General features: G+C 41.4%; 4 protein-coding genes and 1 pseudogene. All 5 read left to right on the forward strand.

The genetic code is table 11. The annotated features are described in order from the left end of the window. Window positions 1-283, forward strand: a 283-nt coding sequence (locus tag RWO85_RS10165) for a chromosome partitioning protein ParB (RefSeq protein ID WP_314415733.1), incomplete at its 5' end; no start/stop codon positions are given. Between the two features lie 4 nt (window positions 284-287). Further along, window positions 288-736: pseudogene (locus RWO85_RS10170) on the forward strand (GNAT family N-acetyltransferase). A 271-nt stretch (window positions 737-1,007) separates the two neighbouring features. After that, entirely contained in the window at window positions 1,008-2,054 is a 1,047-nt protein-coding gene (gene pheS / locus RWO85_RS10175; RefSeq protein WP_000103743.1) for a phenylalanine--tRNA ligase subunit alpha, read from the forward strand. Continuing rightward, the gene (locus RWO85_RS10180; protein ID WP_314415735.1) at window positions 2,054-2,563 is read left to right on the forward strand and encodes an N-acetyltransferase; all 510 of its coding nucleotides are present in this window, start codon (window positions 2,054-2,056) and stop codon (window positions 2,561-2,563) included. Before pheS ends, RWO85_RS10180 begins: the two co-directional genes overlap by 1 nt. 76 nt (window positions 2,564-2,639) lie before the next feature. After that, window positions 2,640-2,875: hypothetical protein (locus tag RWO85_RS10185; protein WP_223688418.1), on the forward strand; the 236-nt coding region annotated here is incomplete at its 3' end.

The raw sequence follows: 2,875 nt of genomic DNA on the forward strand, positions 1-2,875 counted from the left end.
CTTGTTGATTACAGATGGGCATCACAGGGCTTATCAGGCTTTATTGGCAGGTCGGGATACGATTTCTGCTGAGTTTGATAGAGACGGCGGTGATGAACTATATCATCTCTATGCGCAAGCTTGTGAGGAAAGAAAGATTTACTCTGTTCTGGATTTAAAAAATCATATCTTAGCTCAAGATGAGTATGAAGCAAAATGGTATAACTGGTGTGATGGTTTTAATCAAGCAGCAACTCTCTTGTTGAAAAGTAAAGCAGATGAAACGGATTTTACAAATAGATAATGCACTGCGTCTTGTTCCTTTTTATAAGGTCAATCATTGTGAGGAAGCTTTTGCTTGGTATCAGGATGTGAACTTGGTTTACCTCGTAGATGGTGTGAAGAGACCTTACAGTCCAGCGACCTTGGAAGCTATGTATTCCTATTTGGATCAGCATGGTGAGCTTTTTTGGATTGAAGTCAAGGACAAGGGAGAATGGTTTCCAATTGGGGATGTTACTCTATCTCAGGATAATCTCCCCATTGTGATTGGGATTCCGCTTACCAACATCGAGGACTTGGGAAAAAGATTCTAAGTATTTTGATTGAATTGGCTCGAGTAAAAGGATGGAAAGAATTGAAAGTCAAGGAAATCTATACCTACAATCATGCTTCTAGGAGGTGTTTCAAGTCGCTTGGATTTGTGGAAGATGGAGCAACAGAAAAAGGAACGAGTTTTATACTGAAATTAATCTAATCTAACTTGTTTTTTAACTAAAAATCTGATAAACTATGTAGTAATTGAATAGAAATCTGCAAGACTAGTAACTCAAGGGAAGTATATCAGGGAGGAGAGCCGTGACTGCAAGCTCTCTATATGAAAGCTGGGTGAATTCACTTGCGCATGGATTTAGAAATGAAGGTCTGACTTGTCAGATGAAAACGGATGGTACCGCGTGTCAACGCTCCGAGTGGAGTTTTTGGCATGTGGTTTTCTTTTTATCTGATAAGCGACTGATGGAGGAATTATGTCAACTATTGAAGAACAATTAAAAGCGCTTCGTGAAGAAACGCTGGCTAGCTTGAAGCAGATTACTGCTGAAAATGAAAAAGAGATGCAAGATTTGCGTGTCTCTGTCCTTGGTAAAAAGGGTTCGCTCACTGAAATCCTCAAAGGGATGAAAGATGTTTCTGCTGAGATGCGTCCAATCATTGGGAAACACGTCAATGAAGCTCGTGATGTCTTGACAGCAGCCTTTGAAGAAACAGCTAAACTCTTGGAAGAAAAGAAAGTCGCAGCTCAACTGGCTAGCGAGAGTATCGATGTGACGCTTCCAGGTCGTCCTGTTGCGACTGGTCACCGTCATGTTTTGACACAAACCAGTGAAGAAATCGAAGATATCTTTATCGGTATGGGTTACCAAGTCGTGGATGGTTTTGAAGTGGAGCAAGACTACTATAACTTTGAACGTATGAACCTTCCAAAAGACCACCCAGCCCGTGATATGCAGGACACGTTCTATATCACAGAAGAAATCTTGCTCCGTACCCACACGTCTCCAGTTCAAGCGCGTGCTATGGATGCCCATGATTTCTCAAAAGGTCCTTTGAAGATGATTTCGCCAGGGCGTGTCTTCCGTCGTGACACAGACGATGCGACCCACAGTCACCAGTTCCACCAAATTGAAGGCTTGGTTGTTGGGAAAAATATCTCAATGGCTGATCTTCAAGGAACCCTTCAGTTGATTGTGCAAAAAATGTTTGGTGAAGAGCGTCAGATCCGTCTGCGTCCATCTTACTTTCCATTCACAGAGCCATCTGTTGAGGTGGATGTTTCTTGCTTCAAGTGTGGTGGAGAAGGCTGTAACGTATGTAAGAAAACAGGTTGGATCGAAATTATGGGGGCCGGTATGGTTCACCCACGTGTCCTTGAAATGAGTGGTATCGATGCGACTGTTTACTCTGGCTTTGCCTTTGGTCTTGGTCAAGAGCGCGTAGCTATGCTCCGTTACGGAATCAACGATATCCGTGGCTTCTACCAAGGAGATGTCCGCTTCTCAGAACAGTTTAAATAATGATTAGAAAAGTAGAAATGGCAGATGTTGAGGTGTTGGCTAAAATAGCCAAACAAACCTTTCGTGAAACATTTGCTCATGATAATACAGAAGAGCAGTTACAGGAATACTTTGAAGAGGCTTATAGTCTGAAAACTTTGTTAACTGAGTTGGGAAATCCAGAATCCGAAACCTATTTCATTATGCATGAAGAGGAGATAGCTGGTTTTCTCAAAGTCAACTGGGGAAGTGCTCAGACTGAGAGAAAATTAGAGGATGCTTTTGAAATTCAGTGCCTCTATGTGCTACAAACATATCAAGAATTTGGACTTGGTAAGCAACTGTTTGAATTCGCTCTGGAACTTGCTATAAAAAATAGTTTTTCCTGGGCTTGGTTAGGTGTTTGGGAGCATAATACAAAAGCTCAAGCATTTTATAATCGATATGGTTTTGAAAAATTTAGCCAACATCATTTTATGGTTGGTCAAAAAGTAGATACGGATTGGTTACTAAGAAAGAAATTAAGGTAAGAAGATGATTCTTCCATTGAAATGATAGGAAAGGAAAAGAACCAGTGTGACAACTGTCATTCTGGAAAACTAAATTATGCTTGTATCTTATAAATGGTTAAAAGAATTGGTGGACATTGATGTTCCATCACAAGAGTTGGCTGAAAAAATGTCAACTACAGGGATCGAGGTAGAAGGTGTCGAATCACCTGCTGCTGGTCTCTCAAAAATTGTCGTCGGTGAGGTCTTGTCTTGTGAAGATGTGCCAGAAACTCACCTCCATGTTTGTCAGGTTAACGTTGGCGAAGAAGAAGCCCGTCAAATCGTCTGTGG

Source organism: uncultured Streptococcus sp. (genome assembly GCF_963521865.1).
In the GTDB taxonomy this organism is placed as follows: domain Bacteria; phylum Bacillota; class Bacilli; order Lactobacillales; family Streptococcaceae; genus Streptococcus.

What these genes read in the sequence shown, in the direction of transcription:
- pheS (WP_000103743.1), top strand. Translation starts at nt 1,008, where the DNA reads ATGTCAACTATTGAAGAACAATTAAAAGCGCTTCGTGAAGAAACGCTG.
- RWO85_RS10180 (WP_314415735.1), top strand. Translation starts at nt 2,054, where the DNA reads ATGATTAGAAAAGTAGAAATGGCAGATGTTGAGGTGTTGGCTAAAATA.